The organism is Flagellimonas sp. MMG031, assembly GCF_040112705.1.
GTDB lineage: Bacteria > Bacteroidota > Bacteroidia > Flavobacteriales > Flavobacteriaceae > Flagellimonas.
On sequence record NZ_CP157804.1, the window covers coordinates 879,465 to 895,856 of the forward strand.

The 16,392-nt window shown below is 44.7% G+C and carries 16 protein-coding genes; 12 read left to right on the forward strand and 4 right to left on the reverse strand.

The window, feature by feature from the left end:
- Positions 1-144 precede the first annotated feature (144 nt).
- Both ABNE31_RS03925 and ABNE31_RS03930 read left to right on the forward strand, forming a co-directional pair.
- Entirely contained in the window at positions 145-1,143 is a 999-nt protein-coding gene (locus ABNE31_RS03925; RefSeq protein WP_179383460.1) for a histidine kinase, read from the forward strand.
- 3 nt (positions 1,144-1,146) lie between these two features.
- Positions 1,147-1,839, forward strand: coding sequence for a response regulator transcription factor (locus tag ABNE31_RS03930; RefSeq protein WP_293281800.1), 693 nt, complete (start codon positions 1,147-1,149; stop codon positions 1,837-1,839).
- Between the two features lie 51 nt (positions 1,840-1,890).
- Here the strand turns inward: ABNE31_RS03930 and ABNE31_RS03935 are convergent, their stop codons facing one another.
- The 3 genes from ABNE31_RS03935 to ABNE31_RS03945 are packed head-to-tail and all read right to left on the reverse strand — an operon-like array spanning position 1,891 to position 6,424.
- A complete protein-coding gene (locus ABNE31_RS03935) occupies positions 1,891-3,540 on the reverse strand; it encodes a solute:sodium symporter family transporter (protein ID WP_179383462.1) in 1,650 nt (549 codons plus the stop codon).
- Positions 3,541-3,598: 58 nt separating this feature from the next.
- Positions 3,599-4,924 (reverse strand): xylose isomerase, encoded by a 1,326-nt coding sequence (xylA, locus tag ABNE31_RS03940; protein ID WP_349352443.1) that lies wholly within the window; start codon positions 4,922-4,924, stop codon positions 3,599-3,601.
- A gap of 18 nt (positions 4,925-4,942) precedes the next feature.
- On the reverse strand, positions 4,943-6,424 hold the full coding sequence (locus tag ABNE31_RS03945; protein ID WP_349352444.1) for an FGGY family carbohydrate kinase: 1,482 nt from the start codon (positions 6,422-6,424) through the stop codon (positions 4,943-4,945).
- A gap of 152 nt (positions 6,425-6,576) precedes the next feature.
- Here ABNE31_RS03945 and ABNE31_RS03950 point away from each other — a divergent pair, with 152 nt between their 5' ends.
- The 6 genes from ABNE31_RS03950 (at position 6,577) to ABNE31_RS03975 (ending at position 12,208) form a co-directional block, all read left to right on the forward strand.
- Positions 6,577-7,209, forward strand: coding sequence for a Crp/Fnr family transcriptional regulator (locus tag ABNE31_RS03950; protein ID WP_179383464.1), 633 nt, complete (start codon positions 6,577-6,579; stop codon positions 7,207-7,209).
- A gap of 63 nt (positions 7,210-7,272) precedes the next feature.
- Complete coding sequence (gene sulP / locus ABNE31_RS03955) at positions 7,273-9,006, forward strand: sulfate permease (protein ID WP_349352445.1); 1,734 nt, start codon at positions 7,273-7,275, stop codon at positions 9,004-9,006.
- A 56-nt stretch (positions 9,007-9,062) separates the two neighbouring features.
- Positions 9,063-10,472 (forward strand): MBL fold metallo-hydrolase, encoded by a 1,410-nt coding sequence (locus ABNE31_RS03960; protein WP_179383466.1) that lies wholly within the window; start codon positions 9,063-9,065, stop codon positions 10,470-10,472.
- Between the two features lie 105 nt (positions 10,473-10,577).
- The gene (locus tag ABNE31_RS03965; protein WP_293281807.1) at positions 10,578-10,922 is read left to right on the forward strand and encodes a rhodanese-like domain-containing protein; all 345 of its coding nucleotides are present in this window, start codon (positions 10,578-10,580) and stop codon (positions 10,920-10,922) included.
- A 15-nt stretch (positions 10,923-10,937) separates the two neighbouring features.
- Positions 10,938-11,210, forward strand: a complete 273-nt coding sequence (locus tag ABNE31_RS03970; protein WP_349352446.1) for a heavy metal-associated domain-containing protein — start codon at positions 10,938-10,940, stop codon at positions 11,208-11,210.
- Positions 11,207-12,208, forward strand: coding sequence for a DUF3365 domain-containing protein (locus tag ABNE31_RS03975; protein ID WP_349352447.1), 1,002 nt, complete (start codon positions 11,207-11,209; stop codon positions 12,206-12,208). The genes ABNE31_RS03970 and ABNE31_RS03975 overlap by 4 nt, the downstream gene beginning before the upstream one ends.
- Here the strand turns inward: ABNE31_RS03975 and ABNE31_RS03980 are convergent.
- Positions 12,205-13,086, reverse strand: coding sequence for a sterol desaturase family protein (locus tag ABNE31_RS03980; RefSeq protein ID WP_349352448.1), 882 nt, complete (start codon positions 13,084-13,086; stop codon positions 12,205-12,207). The two genes, ABNE31_RS03975 and ABNE31_RS03980, sit on opposite strands and share 4 nt — an antisense overlap.
- Before the next feature lie 204 nt (positions 13,087-13,290).
- On the opposite strand from ABNE31_RS03980, the gene ABNE31_RS03985 reads away from it, so the two are divergent.
- The 4 genes from ABNE31_RS03985 to ABNE31_RS04000 all read left to right on the forward strand — a co-directional run bounded on the left by ABNE31_RS03985 (position 13,291) and on the right by ABNE31_RS04000 (position 16,391).
- Complete coding sequence (locus ABNE31_RS03985; protein WP_179383470.1) at positions 13,291-13,497, forward strand: DUF2892 domain-containing protein; 207 nt, start codon at positions 13,291-13,293, stop codon at positions 13,495-13,497.
- A 181-nt stretch (positions 13,498-13,678) separates the two neighbouring features.
- Positions 13,679-13,816, forward strand: coding sequence for a hypothetical protein (locus ABNE31_RS03990; RefSeq protein WP_179383471.1), 138 nt, complete (start codon positions 13,679-13,681; stop codon positions 13,814-13,816).
- A gap of 214 nt (positions 13,817-14,030) precedes the next feature.
- Positions 14,031-15,296 carry a TolC family protein gene (locus tag ABNE31_RS03995; RefSeq protein ID WP_293288376.1) on the forward strand — a complete coding sequence of 422 codons (1,266 nt, stop codon included), beginning with the start codon at positions 14,031-14,033 and terminating at the stop codon, positions 15,294-15,296.
- Positions 15,297-15,302: 6 nt separating this feature from the next.
- Positions 15,303-16,391: an efflux RND transporter periplasmic adaptor subunit gene (locus tag ABNE31_RS04000; protein ID WP_349352449.1), complete on the forward strand. Its 1,089-nt coding sequence runs from the start codon at positions 15,303-15,305 to the stop codon at positions 16,389-16,391.
- Position 16,392: the final 1 nt, after the last annotated feature.

Consider the following 16,392-nt stretch of genomic DNA (forward strand, 5'->3'; position numbering starts at 1 on the left):
ACGGGGCTTAACCCCCAATCAACCAATAAATTAAGAAATGTAATGGGAGAAATGTCGTTGACAGGCTAAAGTTGGTTGTTGATAAAACTGCTTTTCTTTTACCCGAGTTTTATCTCTAGTTTTGGATTTACTAATTTAAGTGTATTGATTTCTCGCAAGGAGCTTCTTTTTCAAATTGTACTGCACATCTTGGTGCTGCTGTTCTTTTCGTTCAACAGAAATACGGGTGCCATTATGGTGCACAGGGCCATTTTTTTGACTTTTTACAGTCTGGCCACAGTCTCTGTAACGTACTATTTAATGCCCCATTTTCTGTATCGTAAAAAGTACTGGCAGTTTTTTGTAGGGGCCGCCATTGTGGTTGCCGTTGTTATTCTGATAGAGGAACTTGTGTTGGAACCTATTATATTTCCAGATTCAGAAAGGGGAAGGACTTTTCCTGGCATCTATATCTCGCTGCTTGGGGTATTGCCGGTCATGTGTATTTTATCTGGCTTTAAGTTTGGGTGGGACGCCTTAAAAAAACAAGCCCAAATTGATGAATTGGAATCCACCATACAAGAAAGTGAGTTACAGTTTCTCCGTAGCCAAATCAATCCCCATTTTTTGTTCAACAACTTGAATAATCTGTATTCGTATGCGCTTCAGGAATCGCCAAAGACACCCGAGATTATTCTGGAGATGAGCGGAGTCCTCAGATATATGCTCTACGAGTCCAAGGAAAAGCTGGTTCCGCTGAAAAAGGAGCTGGAGCAGTTGGGCAACTTTATCCGATTGTACAAATTACAGATCGAGGACAGGGGAGAGGTACATTTTGATGTGGACGACATTAAAGGAGATTACAGGATAGCGCCTTTAATTTTGATCGTATTTATCGAAAATGCCTTTAAGCACAGCCAGTCAGGTCAGTCATCGGATATTAAAATCGACATTTCGGTAAAACTGAAAAATTCCTATTTGGAATTCCATTGCAGGAATAACTACGAACCTGGGTTTAGTTTGGACAGTGTGGCCAAGGGCATTGGCCTCAAGAATGTAAAAAAGCGATTGGAGCTGCTTTATCCAAAAAAGCATATTTTGCAGATTGAAGAAGCCGATAACAGCTACCATGTGTACCTGAAGCTGGAATTGGAAAAAGTGTAGGTTATGAGATGTATCATTGTTGAAGATCAGCCGCCGGCCCAGCGCATATTGCGAAAATTTATCCAAGATGTACCCACGCTGCAATTGGTAGAAGTCTTTTCCGATGGACTAAAGGCAATGGAGTTCCTGAACACTGAATCTGTGGATCTGATGTTCTTGGATATTCATCTGCCCAAGATCAATGGGCTGGATTTTCTGAAAAGCATTCCCAATCCGCCCAATGTTATTTTGACCACGGCATTTTCGGAGTATGCTTTGGAGGGATATGACCTTAATGTGGTGGACTATCTGTTAAAGCCTTTTTCCTTTCAACGCTTTTTGCAGGCCGTGAACAAGGTGAACGCCAAATACGAGCAAGAGGGCTCAAAGAGTGGAGGTGTTCCCCTTACGGAAATCTACGTGAAGTCCAGCCACGAACACATCAAGGTCCTGATAAACGATATTTATTCGATTACTTCGGATTCCGACTATACGGAGATTCATTTGGCCGACAAGAAAATACTTTCCAATGAATCCCTACGTCACTGGGTCGACGTCTTGGGAGGGAATCATTTTTACCAAATACATAAATCCCACATCATTAATACCCAAAAGATAGACCGTATCTCGGGAAATTTGGTATCGCTTACCAATGGTGCCAAAATCCCCATGGGCAGGGCGTACAAGGATAATTTTTTGAAAAGCATCTTACCATAAAAAAAGACCGGGTAGAACCCCGGCCTTTTTTAGTTAGCTTGTATATCTACCTTACTTGGCAAAATAGATATAGATCGCAATTACGATAAAAGCGATACATCCACTGGCCAATTTTACGTGTTTCCAAGGTTCTATGGAAACTTGTTTGGTGTATTCCAGTTGGAACGGCTCCTTTCTCGGATAGAACTTTCCAATAAGCAGCATGATGATGATGTTGGACACAAACAATATCGCCATTACGTGCAAATAATGGGGATATGCTCCAGCCTCGATTAAATTGAGCTCGGCAGGGTCCGTGATTCCATTGGCCTTGGCCTCGGCAAGTGCATTTGCCACCATTTTTGGCCCAATGATAAATTGGCTGATGATGTAAAGGGCAGACCCCGAAAGAATACCAATTTTAGCGGCAATGGCAGGGACTCTTTTTGTGAGGTAACCCACTACAATAATGGTGAAAATCGGAATACTGTAAATTCCGTTGATTTCCTGTAGATAGTTGAACAAACTGCCAGCATTTGCGATCAGCGGAGCAATGAACATGGCTGCTAGGGCCAAACAAACGCCAAAGACCTTCCCATATTTTACCACGGTCATTTCTGAAGCATCCTTGTTTAAATGTTGTTTATAGATGTCTATCCCGAAGAGCGTGACAGAACTGTTGAGCACACTATTGAACGAACTTAAAATAGCCCCGAACAGCACAGCGGCGAAAAAGCCCATCAACGGTTTGGGCAATACGGCGCGGACCAGTTCCGGATATGCAAGGTCGCTACTGGCAAGTCCGCCCTCAAAATAGTAGTAGGCGATCATACCCGGCAGCACGAGGATGATGGGTCCCAAAATCTTTAGAAAAGCGGCCAGTAACAGTCCTTTTTGGCCCTCCGCTAGGTTTTTGGCGCCCAATCCACGTTGAATGATCTGTTGGTTGGTCCCCCAATAGAAGAGCTGTACCAACATCATTCCGGTAAATATGGTAGAAAAAGGTACTTCTTGACCAGGGTTTCCAGTGGAATCAAAACGCTCGGGATTTGCGTTCATCAAGGTTTCAAGTCCCCCAAAAACACTTCCGTCACCAATGGCCATCAAACCAAAAATGGGAATCAATATACCTCCTACAATAAGACCAACAGCGTTGATACTATCCGATACCGCAACTGCTTTTAATCCTCCAAAAACCGCATAAATGGAACCTATAATGCCAATGCCCCAAATACAAATCACAAGGGCCGTGGAGTCCGAAACCCCAAGGAGTTGGGGAACATCGAACATTCCACTAATGGCGACCGAACCGGAGTACAATATCACAGGCAACAATACCACTACGTAGCCGGTTAAGAACAAGCCGGATGTGATGGTCTTGGTGCTGACATCAAAACGTTTGGCCAAAAACTGCGGTACTGTGGTGAGTCCGCCCTTTAAATATCTTGGGAGCAAGAACAGGGCCGTGACCACGATGGCAAGTGCTGCCAAGGTTTCCCAGGCCATAACGGAAAGCCCATCCTTGTAGGCGCTCCCGTTGAGTCCAACGATTTGTTCCGTGGATAAATTGGTCAACAATAGCGAACCTGCAATAACTCCAGCGGTAAGGCTCCTGCCTCCTAAAAAATAACCGTCGGAAGATGATTCATCGGTTTTTCTAACGGACCACCACGAGATGATGCCCACCAAAAGAGTGAATCCCAAAAATGAAATAAGTGCCATAAATTAGATTTTGATGTCTTGGCTTGGGCCAAAACGGTTTGTTTAGTTGGTTATAAAATCAAATATATTGATTGATGATATTTTCGAACATTTCTTGTTGTCCGCTTCTCTTTTTGATATCCTGATGCTCCAACGCATAGTGACGAAGGTCTTCCAATGAAAGTTTACCTTCTTCGAATGCCTTGCCTGAGCCAGTATCAAATGAAGCGTAGCGATTCTTGCGTAGGCTAAGATACTTGGAATTTTCCAAAATATCGTTTGCGGCCAATAAGGCCCTTGCAAAGGCGTCCATTCCCCCGATGTGCGCATGGAAAATATCCTCTAGGTCAGTGGAGTTCCTGCGTATTTTCGCATCAAAGTTGATGCCGCCACCTTGAAAACCTCCAGCTTGCAGGATGACCAACATGGCCTGTGTCAGTTCGTAGACGTCCACGGGAAATTGGTCGGTGTCCCAACCGTTCTGGTAATCCCCCCTGTTGGCATCGATACTGCCCAGCAAGCCGTTGTCCGCCGCTACCTGAAGCTCATGCTCAAAGGTGTGTTGGGCCAAAGTGGCATGGTTCACCTCAATGTTGAGTTTAAAATCGTCCAATAGGTCGTATTTGGTAAGGAAACCGATTACGGTCGCCGCATCAAAATCATACTGGTGCTTGGTGGGCTCCATGGGCTTTGGTTCAATGAAGAAGGTCCCTTTAAAGCCCTGTTTTCGGGCATAATCCTTGGCCATGTGAAGAAAACGTGCCATGTGGTCCTGTTCACGTCCCATGTCGGTGTTCAAAAGGGACATATAACCTTCCCTGCCACCCCAAAAAACATAGTTTTCGCCTCCCAGTTTGATGGTGGCATCAAGGGCATTTTTTACCTGGGCACCGGCAGCGGCCACGACATCAAAATCGGGATTGGTGGCAGCACCGTTCATATAGCGCGGATGACTGAAACAGTTGGCCGTGCCCCATAGTAATTTTACTCCGGAAGCTTTCATTTTCTCTTGCGCATAGTCCGTAATGATCTCCAATCTTTTTTCGGATTCCACCAAGCTGGAACCTTCGTCTATCAAGTCAAAATCATGAAAGCAGAAATAGGGTGCACCAATCTTGGTGATGAACTCAAAAGCTGCATCCATTTTGTCCTTGGCCTGTTTAATGGAATCAGTGCTTTGGAGCCAAGGAAAATCCATGGTAGGCGCCCCAAAAGGGTCCCCTCCAACGCCCGTAAAGGTATGCCAGTAGGCGATGGCAAACCTAAAATGCTCCTTCATGGTCTTTGTGCCCACTTTTTTGTTCTCGTCATAGTACTTGAAGGCAAAGGGATTGTCCGAGGATTTTCCTTCGAACGCTACCTTGCCGATTCCCTTAAAGAATTCTTTATCTCCTGTTGTGATCATGATATGTTTGTTCAGTTGTTAATCCAAATATTCGTTCAGGGCCTCTTTCCAGATCTGATAGGCTTCCTGGTATTCATTGATATTGTTTTCGGGCTCGTAGGTCAGCTGCACGGCATCGGTGGCGGTGGCTTCGCCAATGCTGGCAAAGTCCCCATGGGCATAGGCTGCTGCCCTTGCAGCCCCCACTGCACCAGTGGTCTCCACTATATCGATCTTGCTTTGGGACAGCGTGGCCACGGTCTTGGAAAAGATACCGGCCCTAAAGAGATTGTTGTTGCCCGCCTTGATGGAGCCGATGTCCACACCATCCTTCTGTAGGATTTCCATGCCGTACACAAAGGCAAAGGCGATGCCCTCCAAGGCTGCCCGGAACAGATGGGATTTTTTATGGATGTTGAAATTGAGGTTAAGGATGCGGGAGCCTTTCCCACGATTTTCCAACATACGCTCCGCACCGTTGCCAAAGGGAAGGATGGAAAGGCCATCCGAACCGATAGTTACTTTTTTAGCCATTTGATTCATATCATTATAAGAAAGCCCATCAGTCAGTTCGTTTTTCATCCAACTGTACTGTATGCCTGTCCCATTAATGCATAGCAGCTTACCTATTCGGGTAGCGTCTTTGGAATGGTTGACATGGGCAAAACTGTTGATGCGGGTATGTTCTTGCGTCCTTTGCTGGCCGGAGATGGCATAGACCACTCCGGAGGTGCCCCCCGTTGCGGCAATTTGGCCCGGTTCCATAACGTTTAGTGCCAAAGCATTGTTGGGCTGGTCCCCAGCACGGTACATGATGGGAATGCCTTCGGGCAGTCCGGATTCCTCGGCGCCCTTTTTGCTGACCCTTCCCTGTTCGGAGAACGAGGGACGGATTTCAGGGACAAGGGAGGTATCGATTCCCGCTTCTTCCAATAGCCATTTGGCGATTTGATTTTCCTTGAAATCCCACAGGATTCCCTCGGAAAGTCCCGAGGGGGTAGTGGCACACTCTCCCGACAGTCGCAAAGCGATGTAATCCCCCGGGAGCATAAACTTGTGTATGTTTTGATAGTTTTCGGGCTCGTTGTCCTTCACCCATTTGAGCTTGGATAGGGTAAAGTTACCGGGAGCATTCAAGAGATGGTCGATGCATTTTTCCTCACCAGCATTATGGAACAACTGCTCTCCGGTTTCTACTGCCCTACTATCGCACCAAATAATGGAAGGACGAATAGGTTCTAGCTTTTTGTCCACGATGACCAATCCGTGCATTTGATAAGATATGCCAATGCCTTTTATCTCACTTTTGTTTATGTTACTTTTTGAAATCAGGTTTTGGGTTGCTTTGCAAAGATTTTGCCACCACATTTGTGGGTGCTGTTCTGCCCAGCCAGATTGTGCGGAGGCGATGGACATCTCCTTTTCGGGGTATTGAACCATATCAATAGGGCTCCCGTTATCAGCATTGATCAATGCAGCTTTTATGGATGAACTGCCTATGTCGAAACCTATCCAATACATATTACAATGGTAAACTCGCATTGAAAATAGCCAATTATTGTGAAGTGCATCTTAGTTATCAACATAATTCCATAAACTCCTTAGTTGGATTGCCCGTTGTACAGTTTCATTTTTCCTAAAATGGTTACCTTAGAGCAGCGTATTTTTACAACATGAAAGAAGAGCTTGCAGCCACATTTGGCAACTATTTTGAACAGCCCCTGATCGATGAAATTCTCGAAACGGGCAAACTCATGGAAGTACCCGCGGGAGAAACGATTATGGATATTGGCCAATACATTCGGAGTATGCCTTTACTATTGTCCGGAGCCATAAAAGTGCTGCGCGAAGACGAGGAAGGGGATGAATTGCTCTTGTATTATCTGGAACAAGGGGAAACCTGTTCGGTGACCATGGCTTGCTGCATGGGGCATACGAAAAGCGAAATCAGGGCCATTACTGAAACCGATACCCGACTGGTGATGGTTCCCGTTCAAAAAATGGAAGAATGGATGGCGAATTATAAAGGGTGGCGCAACTATGTTTTTGATAGCTATCAAAATCGGCTCAACGAGTTATTGCAGACTGTGGATAGCATTGCCTTTAAAAATTTGGACCAACGTTTGGTGGATTATCTTAAAAAGAAGGTTGAGGTCACCAACGATAACCGTATCCGAAATACGCACCAAGAAATCGCCTATGATTTGCATACTTCACGGGTGGTGATCTCCAGATTGTTGAAGAAGCTGGAGAAGATGAAAAAGCTGGTGCTCCACAGAAACTACATCCACGTAGTGGATTTGTAGGTTTGTGCCCTTTGTTACTGAGGATACCCAACAGGCATCCTATTTTTGTATAAAACCGATTGCATGCTCAAAAGGATTTTCCCTTTTTTAAACTGGATTACCCGCTATGACCGTTCAACCCTGTACGGTGACCTAGTGGCCGGATTTACCGTGGGCATTCTATTGATTCCACAAGGCATGGCCTATGCCATGATTGCGGGGATGCCACCCATCTATGGTCTGTACGCAGCCTTGGTGCCTCAATTGGTGTATGCCCTTACCGGAACTTCGAGGCAATTGGCTGTCGGTCCCGTGGCAATGGACTCCTTATTGGTGGCAGCAGGGATTGGGGCCATGCAGTTGGCCAACATTCAGGACTATATTGCAGCAGTCATCTTTTTGACGCTTCTCATTGGACTTTTTCAACTGCTGTTGGGTATTTTAAAAATGGGCTTCTTTGTCAATTTTTTGTCCAAACCTGTTATCAGCGGATTTACCTCTGCGGCCGCAATTTTAATCGGTCTGGGACAATTAAAGCACATTCTGGGCGTGGATTTGCCCCAATCCGGTAAAATTTATGTGCTTCTGGGAAGTATTTTTGGGAGTCTCACGGATATCCAGCCCCTTACCTTTGGCATAGGGATTTTGGTGATATTAATTATTGTTGGACTAAAAAAACTTAATAAAAAATTACCAGTGCCTTTGTTGGTCGTTATTTTGGGAATAGCGTCGGTAGCACTTTTGGGATTGGAGGCCAAGGGCATAAAAGTAGTCGGTGAAATACCACGGGGATTACCCAGTTTTCAACTACCCGGCATACAATGGGACGCGGTAGGACAGTTTTTGCCCATAGCCATTACCGTGGCACTATTTGGGTTTATGGAATCCATTTCAATAGCTAAAACTGTGGAGGAACGCCACCCAGAATATGAGTTGGACCCCAACCAAGAACTTCGGGCATTGGGACTATCCAACATTCTTGGTTCGTTCTTTCAGTCATTTTCTGTTTCAGGAAGCTTTTCAAGAACCGCCATTAACGACCACTCCGGCGCACGCACCGGCATGGCACTGATTTTCAGTGCGCTTTTGGTAGCCGGGGTTTTATTGTTTTTGACACCGCTTTTCTACAATCTTCCTACCGTAGTGCTAGGGGCCATTATCATTGTTTCGGTGTTTGGACTTATCGATTTGAGGTACCCGCTGCAACTCTGGAAAAACAGGAAAGATGAGTTCCTATTGCTGATCGCCACCTTTTTGATGACTTTGTCCATTGGCCTTATCGAAGGAATCATCTTGGGAGTATTGCTCTCCCTTTTGCTGTTGGTCTACCGGATTTCCAACCCCCACATAGCGGTTTTGGGAAGAATCAAGGACACTACCTATTTCAAAAATGTGAACCGTTTTTCTGAAGATGTGGAAGTGTACGACGACAAGCTGATCATTCGCTTTGATGCACAACTGTATTTTGGGAACAAGGATTATTTCAAAAAGCAACTTTATCAACAAATTCAAAAGAAAGGACCCCAGCTTAAGTTTATTATCCTGAACGCGGAGCCTATCAATTATATCGATAGCAGCGCTTCGGTAATGCTGGAACGAATTATTTTGGAACTTCGCGAGAAGGGAATTGAGTTTTTGATTGCCGGAGCCATTGGCCCGACAAGGGATATCCTCTATTCAAGTGGCATAATCGATATTTTGGGAGAGGAAAACTTATTTGCACAAACCTACGATGCCGTGGATTGCTGTAATAATCCTAAGGCATTGAGCAACATACAGAAAAAAGTGTCCCTGCAATCAAAAACCAAGACTTTGTAACTTTGGTCACTGAAGTTTAGGGCGTAGAATCGTATTTTTGATAAAAACCACAAGAGATGAAAATTGAACAGATTTATACAGGTTGCCTTGCACAAGGTGCCTACTACATAGAAAGCAATGGCGAAGCTGCCATAATTGATCCTTTACGAGAGGTGGACCCTTACATAAAAACCGCCAAGGAAAACGGGGCAAAAATCAAATACATTTTTGAGACCCACTTTCATGCCGATTTTGTGAGCGGCCACTTGACCCTATCCAAAGAAACGGGAGCGCCCATAGTGTATGGTCCGACCGCAGAACCCTCTTTTGATGCCATTATTGCAGAAGATGGACAAGAGTTTCAGTTGGGCAATATTACCATTGTTGCGCTACATACACCGGGTCACACCATGGAAAGCACTACTTTTTTATTGCGGGACGAGCATGGGAAAGACCATGCCATATTTAGTGGCGACACTTTGTTCTTGGGTGATGTAGGTCGGCCAGATTTGGCACAAAAAGCGGCTCACATGACACAGGAAGAGTTGGCAGGTACACTGTTCGATAGCCTAAGAACCAAAATTATGCCCTTGGCCGATGACGTAATCGTTTATCCCGCCCACGGTGCCGGTTCCGCTTGCGGAAAAAATATGATGAAAGAAACGGTAGATACTCTTGGCAATCAGAAAAAAATGAACTATGCCTTGAGGGCGGACATGACCAGGGATGAATTCATCAAAGAGGTGACCGATGGATTGTTGCCACCGCCACAGTACTTCCCGCTCAATGTAAAAATGAACAAGGAAGGCTACGAGGATATCGACAAAATATTGGAAAGGGGAACCCAGGCCCTAACACCGGAAGCTTTTGAGGTGGCGGCGAACGAAACAGGAGCCATTGTGCTGGACGTCCGCCATCAGGACGATTTTGCCAAAGGACATGTGCCACGGTCTATTTTCATCGGGTTGGACGGTAGTTTTGCCCCATGGGTAGGCGCATTGGTTGCCGATGTAAAGCAGCCCATCCTTTTGGTAACACCAGAAGGAAGGGAAGAGGAGACCATCACCCGATTATCACGTGTTGGTTTTGACCACACCTTGGGTTACCTAAAGGGCGGAATCGATGCTTGGAAATCAGCCGGGAAGGAAGTGGACACCGTAGAAAGCGTTAGTGCCGAAGAGTTGAAAAAACGAATTGAAAACGGGGTGCCGGTGTACGATGTGCGAAAAGAAACCGAATTCCAAGCCGAGCATGTGGAAAATGCCCACTTGACCCCCTTGGATTACATCAACGATCACTTATCGGAATTTCCGGAGAAAGAGACTTTTTATGTGCACTGCGCCGGAGGATATCGCAGTATGATTGCTTCCTCTATATTGAAAAGCAGGGGAATCCACAATTTAGTTGATGTTGCCGGTGGTTTTGCAGATATCAAAAAAGCGGGTATACCGGTTACCGATTATGTATGCCCTACAACTTTGAAATAAGGTGCTTACCTCGGAAATAATCTCAAAAAAGTTCGGGTTGTGTAACCATCGTTACTGACGGCATAGATTGTTTGGGATACTTTAGTGTCTCAAAATAAAGATACTATGTCAATATTCAGTTTTTTGTTCAAAGAACAAACCTTGCCAGATGAAATTAAGATTCTGGACCGCGAAGCATATAAAGAAGCCATTTCCAAAGGTAAAGTACAGCTGGTGGATGTGAGGACCAAAAGAGAGTTTGCGTCCGGGCACATTAAAGGAGCCAAGAACATCGATTTTTTCCAAGGTTCTGCTTTTGATGCTTCCGTTGCCAAAATGAAAAAGGATACTCCCCTTTATATCTATTGTCAATCTGGGAATAGAAGCCAAAGAGCTGCCAAAAGATTGGTGGAACTTGGTTTTTCAAAAATATATGATCTAAGGGGCGGCTATAGCGCTTGGAGTTATTAATCGGAACAAAAGCAGATGAGAACAACTTTTCAAGTACAGAATCTGAAGTGTGGCGGATGTGCAAAGACCATATCCAGCAAACTTTCCGGTATAAAGGAAATTAAAGAGGTGATTGTGGAGAAGGACAGCTCATCGGTTAGCTTTGATCATCAAAGCGCCGATGAAGCTTCCTTAGTTAAAGAGGCCCTCAAACGCATGGGCTATCCCACAATGGACGATGAAAACGGTTTTATGGACAAGGCAAAATCGTTTGTGAGCTGTGCTAGTGGTAAAATGTCCAACCGATGAGATTCTCCTTGATTTCCATATCGGTCTTTTTTCTGCTGCTATCCTGTAAACAGGGACCAAAAACTTCGGATGAAGAAGTGCCTGAACCAATCGCACAAACCGCCCCTAAAATAGTGGAAGGAAAAGTGCTGATGGAAAATCAATGTTATCTATGCCATAATCCGTCCGCAGCACAGAACGGTCAGCGAATTGGGCCACCAATGGTGGCCATTAAGGCTCATTATTTGGAAAGTTATCAGGAAAGGGAGGCTTTTGTGAATGCTATTATGGCCTTCGTAAAATCACCATCAGAAGATAAGACCCAAATGCGTGGTGCCGTCCGAAGGTTTGGATTGATGCCAGCCCAACAATTTCCAGAAAATGAGGTAAGAAAGATTGCCGAGTACATGTTCGATTACCACATTGAGGAGCCCGAATGGTTCAAATCCCATTGGATGGACCGAAAAGGGGATTCCCTTTACAACCGAGGTAAAAAGCCGGAAACGTCCCAAGCCGAAACGGACGCAAAGGAATTGGGAATGCATTATGCGATGGCGACCAAAAAAGTACTTGGTAAAAATCTAATGGGCACTATTCAAAATGAGGGGGTAGAAGCGGCCTTAGCTTTTTGTAATGAAAGGGCCTACCCGTTGACCGATAGTATGTCTACCAACTTCCATGCGCGCATCAAAAGGGTATCGGATAAACCTCGAAATCCAAACAATCAAGCTAATGACATAGAATTGGCTCACATCGAAACGTTTAAGGCCCAGGTTTCAGCAGGCAATTCCGTTGAACCTATTTTGAGGGAAGAGAACGGAAAAGTATTTTTTTACTATCCCATCGTAACCAATACCATGTGTTTGAACTGCCACGGAGTTCCAGAACAACACATAACCCCAAAAGTATACGAAAGCTTATCCCAACTGTATCCCCAAGATAGAGCCACAGGATATGGACCCGACGAAGTACGGGGAATCTGGAGCATTGTTTTTGATGCCCCGAAAAAAACGAATTAATGCTTTTTTTTCGGTTTTTTGAAGCCATAAATCAATTGTCCCCAAAACCCTTTGGGCAGGGCTTCATCCCCAGGGAAACCCAATTGGATTTGACCACCGCTTTCCGGAATATAGTTGGTTCTGAAAATATAATCCCAAATGCTAAGACTGATGCCAAAATTTACCCCGTGAGAGCCTTTGGGAATGGTGTAGGCATGGTGATATAGGTGCATCACCGGATTGTTCAAAATATATTTTAGCGGACCATAGGTCAGTTTTATGTTCGAATGGTTAAAATGTCCGATGGCGATGGCAGCAAAATGCACAATATAGGCCTGTTCGGGCTCAAAACCACCAATGACCATCACGCCCAAAGTTTTTAGTGGTTTGTAAAGGATATTTTCCATCCAATGAAAACGTAGATGGGCCGCGAACCCCATTTCCTTTACGCTATGGTGCACTTTGTGGAATTCCCATAAAACCGGGTACCTGTGCAACAAAACATGGGTGAACCACTGTACAAAATCGAGAACCACAAAAAAGAGGAGCAATTGCGTCCACTGCGGCCAGTTTGCCATATCCACGATGGCCAAAGCTCGTGAACTGATGCCCATGTCGGAAAACAGAACGCCCAACAGTTTGTAGACCCCACTGATAACGATGGCAAACACAAAAAAGTTGAAAAACATGTAAAAGGCATCCAGCCAAAAGTCCTTTCTAAAAATGGACTGTTGCTTGCGCCAAGGGAAAAGAATCTCCAATCCCCAGACCAACAAAGAGATAATGATCAATCCCCAGAAATAATTGGTGTACCAGGGAACATCAAAAATAATGGACCTCCATGTCCAGCGAACCGTTCCTAAAAATCCATTGATAAGGGCATCCAAATAATCCAACATACGCCAAATTTGTCGAGCAAACAGCATCAAACTTATTCAATATCAAAAATACTTTAAAAATAATACCGTCTGTGTAACCAAGGTTACTATGGTTGATTCCATGAAACCTTATTTTTGAGGTAATCCTTTGATAATCAAAAAAAGGATATGCAAGCTGAGCCAATTTTTGGTAATTTGTATGGTACTAATATTAAACTATCCATTATGAAAAAAAACATGGGCGGTGCAGACCGTACAATCCGGATTCTCCTTGCACTAGGTGTAGGGGCGTTGTATTACTTTAATGTGATAACAGGAACATTGGCCTATGTGCTATTAGCGTTGGCGGCCATATTCGTTTTAACAAGCTTTATTAGTTTTTGCCCGTTGTATACCCTGTTTGGGATTAATACATGCAAGGTCAAGAACTAGGTTTTTTTGGTTGGTTGATAAAAGAAGCCGCTCCTAAAAAGGGCGGCTTTTTTAGTAAACAGACTGCGGTACATTCATTAATTCTCAAAAAGGTAAGCCTAGGTGTGGCAATTATGAGAATTATCATATTATCAAAAGGATGAAGCCTGTACATTTGAACCAAACTTAAAACCAATACATCGTGAAATCATTAATCAATATTCCACTGGTATCCTGGGAAAACGGCATTTGGATGATAGGTGTGTTTGCACTGGTGGTCGTAGTTCTGGTAATTGCAGTTTTTGCCCTGATGAACAGCGACAAAAACAAACCATCCTAAGGGTATCCATGTTTCTCCAAACCCAATATTAAATGGGGTTGAACCAGTTATTCTTCTGATAGTAAAAGAAATAGGGAGGCCATCGTGCCTCCTAATTTTATATATAAGCCAAGGTAACTAATGTTACTGTGAAAGCGGTGTTGCCACTCTAATTTTGCCTCAAAATAAAAAAACAATGAGGCATATATTCACATGTATTATTGCATTCGGTTTTATGCAGCTGACACTCGCTCAGGACCATATCAATATTTCTCTGGAAGACGTATTGGCCAAGGTACAGGAGTCCAACAGCAGCATAAAGGTTTCTGAGCAGGAAGCCCAAATGGCCAAATACGATTATAGGTTTTCCAATTCCATCTTTTTACCACAGATTGCTGTATCGCACACTGGATTGGCGACTACCAACCCTTTGATGGCCTTTGGTTCCAAACTCAACCAAGCTATATTGACGCAGGCAGATTTTAACCCTGTTCTTTTAAACGACCCCGATCAGGTAGAAAACTACGCCACCATAGTTTCGGTGGAACAACCCTTGATCAATTTGGATGGCTTTTACCAGCGCAAAGCGGCAAAGACCACGATGGAAGCCAAAGAACTCCAAGCCATCAGAACTCGGGATTATTTAGACTTTGAAGCTAGGAAGGCCTTTGGGCAATTACAATTGGCCCACAGAGCCGTAGCGGTTATGGAAAAAGCTTTTGAAGCTGCCAATGCCAACTTGAAGATGGCGCAGAACAGCTATGATCAAGGATTACTTCAAAAATCGGATTTGTTGGAGGTAAAAGTCCGGGTCACCGAGGTTGCCGACCAATTGAAAACAGCCAAGAGCAACGTGCAAAATGCGTCGGATTATCTAGCATTTTTGATGAACGAAGAAGGAACCGTGGTTTACGAACCATCCGAAGAACTGGTGCCGGACAGGCTAGGAGAAACCTTGGAAGGCTCTCTGGAAAACAGGGCAGATGTGAAAGCTATGGATTTGGTGTCAGAAGCCTACAAGGCCAACATGAAGGCGGACAACATGACCTTTCTACCGCGACTGAACGCTTTTGCCAGTTACGAAATGTACGATGATCAAATTTTTCAGGCCGATGCCAAAGGATACATTATTGGGGCAAGTTTGAGCTGGGATGTGTTTAAGGGATCCCAACGATTTGCCAAAGCAGGAAAGAGCAAAACAAGCTATGAAAAGGCGAAACAGGAATACGAACAGTACGTTGCCAAAAGTACTATGGAGCTTCAACGCACCAAACGGATGGTCGAAGATGCCGAGAGCCGTCTCCAGACCTCAAAATTGGCTATGGAGCAATCCGAAGAAGCATTGCGGATACGCACCAACAGATTCAAGGAAGGACTCGAAAAAACAACAGATTTATTGATGGCCGAAGCCACCTTTGCCGAAAAGCAATTGGCGTACTATCAAACCATTTTTGAATATAATCAAGCACAATACTTATTGACATTTTTAACCAAAGAATAATTCAAGATGAAAAACACTACGATATATAAAAGTTTACTGCTAACCGCATCCTTTGGCCTTTTTCTGGTAGGCTGTGGAAGCGATGAAAAACAGTCGGTCGACAATTCCGAAGCAGTACCGGTAACCGTTGCCGAAGTGGCCATGGACGATAGCTCCACCATTTTGGCCGGAAGTGGTCAAATCAAGGCCGTGAACAGCGCCACCCTAAGTACCCGAATGATGGGTCATGTGGAATCCATTCCTGTAAAAATAGGTCAGAAAGTAAACAAGGGGGATGTACTGATCTCCATTAACAACGTGGACCTACGGGCTAAAAAAGCACAGGTGGAAGCCTCCATTACGGAAGCACAGGTGGCTTTTAACAATGCCAAGAAGGATTATGAAAGGTTCCAAAATCTTTTTAAGGAAAACAGCGCTTCCCAAAAAGAGCTGGATGATATGACCGCGCGCTATGAAATGGCCAAGGCCAGATTGGAAGCAGCCAATCAAATGAAAAATGAGGTAAACTCCCAGTTTGCTTACGCCAACATTCGTGCGCCTTTCAGTGGAGTGGTGACCAATACCTACATCGATGAGGGTGATATGGCCAATCCGGGTGTTCCGCTGGTTTCCGTGGAATCCCCAGGTGGGTTTGAAGTGGAGGCCAAAGTAGCGGAGAACAATATTTCAGAGATCGAAATAGGAACCAAGGCTCACATACTTGTAAAGGCTTTGGATACCACGATTACCGGAAAAGTGTCCGAGTTGAGTGCATCCGCACAACATACAGGTGGGCAATATGTGATGAAGGTTTTATTGGACAAAACAGATGCCAAGATTTTGTCAGGTATGTTTGCCACCGTTAGGCTGGAGGCGGGCGAGGAGAGCAATGGTAAAACAGTTGTTACGGTTCCGTCCAAAGCCTTGGTGCATAAGGGTCAATTGACCGGGGTGTATACACTCGGACAGGATAACGTGGCCTTATTGCGATGGTTGCGATTGGGCGATACCTATGGTGATGAGGTGGAAGTGTTGTCCGGTCTATCAGCGGGGGATCAGTACATCGTTTCGGCCGAAGGAAAATTGTACAACGGAGTTAAAGTAAGCATTCAATAAC